Origin of the sequence: Microcoleus sp. BM001215392 (assembly GCF_036700185.1) — a bacterium.
Classification (GTDB): domain Bacteria; phylum Cyanobacteriota; class Cyanobacteriia; order Cyanobacteriales; family Microcoleaceae; genus Microcoleus.
In genome coordinates, this window is the sequence record NZ_JAUBOJ010000671.1 from 1 (window position 1) to 1,780 (window position 1,780).

The window sequence follows — 1,780 nt, forward strand, 5'->3', positions numbered from 1 at the left end:
AGAGATTTACTGCCGAAATGCTTCGCCCCTACAAGTATATTTTCAAAAATGAGATTCACCCGTTCGTAGTAAGGACTTTAGTCCTTTGTTGGATGCGGACTAAAGTCCTCACTACGAGCCAATATGAGTGTGAGGATTAGATATCAGATGAGATTTCGGGGAAATCTGGAATCGGATTTCTGGGAATTGGAGTATTTGCAAGAAGACTATCAAATATGGTTATTTAGGAGTTTGTTGTGAGCAAGTCAATTGTAGAATTGGTTGACAATTTGCCGGATTCTGGGATTACTGTGATGATGCTCAAGTCCCTCGATTTTGTGGTTCCGGGGGAATGGAACAATCTATCTGGTTTCGATCGTACTATTCGATCGCTCACAGGGGAAACCGATCGCACTTTAGTACAAAAAATTCGCGCCAGGGCGATCGAGCTTTACGCCAACTCCAACGAACCCTATCAAGGCGCAGTCAAGCTTTACCAGCTTGCAGACAGCGCTGACAGTGCCTTAGGCGCGACGGCTATGGCGAATAAAATCGGCGAAAAAATCGGATTTCTGTCATTTATGAGCCGCCTTACTCCCAAGGCTGACACCACTCAAACGATCGACTTATGCGTCAAAGTGGCGATCGAACTCATCGTCTTTTGCAAACTCAACAAAATTTCCCTTGACAACGTGGGAAGCTTTACAAATTATTTATCAGAATACAAAAGCGAATCTCTAATGCGAATGGCTGCATTAGTATGCGCTGACGGCTTAATTCCCCTCGGCCCGGACTTTATCAAAGTAGCACAAAATACCCTAAGCGGCTTAAATCCTGCAACCTTCCAGCAAAACTCAACCTTCCAAAACATCAGCAACCTAATTCCCGGCGCCAACAATGCCCAAAAATTCGGATTTGTGACAACAACCTTCGCCTCAGCCCAAGGTTGGATGAACAATTTAGTGCAGTCTCGCGGCTTAACTCCCGCCACAGTCTTAGGAAATCTCAAGCAATACGTCGATGTTACCGATGACAAATTGGATTATGTCGCCGCCTTTTTGGACATGACTACCAATTATTATGAGCATACCGGAATTCAGACAGTTGCTCGCCAATTGATCGATCGCGCTTACGCCGAAACATTATTCGCCCGAATGTAAGCTGCTGCGATAAATCAAATGCCACGTGCACGATCTAGCACCTCGCATTCCCAGGATTGCTTATTATACCTATTGGAAAATAGCTGGACAAGCATCTTGCTTGTCCACAAAAATTTTTTCTTGTTGTTGAACAGATAAACCCAGTTTTCTCAATCATCAAACCCGTTTTATACATCCAGGATTAGATCGAGTCAAAATCCTGCACATCTTCCCTAAATGTCCTGACTGTTGGTTCGTTCCCTAAATCTTGAGCTAATAGATCGATACCGTCAATAACTTGATTTGGCTGTGCGATACTCAAAATCTCATAGCATTTTTCCCGATATTCAGGACGTTCTTGAAAATACTGAATCGATCGCTCTAGCGGTTGCATCACTTGATAAGCAGCTTCCGCTTTGTCGATCGCCTTTTGGGGAATAGAACTCGCCAACCTGAGCATTCCCAAATCGATTAAATCTGTCGAATTTACACGATCGCTCGGCCATCGATCGGCATTCGCCAATAACTTTTGGGCAAAAATATCGACTAAATTCAAACAAGGAACAGGCGACCAATGCGGATAACTCGGTTCACCGAACTCAATTCGCCCTTCACCGAAAAACGAGCGGGAAGCCCCTAGCTTTAGACATGGGGAGGAACGC

Annotated in this window: 2 protein-coding genes; one reads left to right on the top strand and one right to left on the bottom strand. The window is 44.6% G+C overall.

The window, feature by feature from the left end; all coding sequences use genetic code 11:
• Positions 1-236 precede the first annotated feature (236 nt).
• A complete protein-coding gene (locus QT974_RS34015; RefSeq protein WP_333472761.1) occupies positions 237-1,139 on the top strand; it encodes a hypothetical protein in 903 nt (300 codons plus the stop codon).
• 181 nt (positions 1,140-1,320) lie between these two features.
• Here the strand turns inward: QT974_RS34015 and QT974_RS34020 are convergent.
• A partial coding sequence (locus tag QT974_RS34020; RefSeq protein WP_333472762.1) for a nucleotidyl transferase AbiEii/AbiGii toxin family protein occupies positions 1,321-1,780 on the bottom strand: 460 nt, incomplete at its 5' end.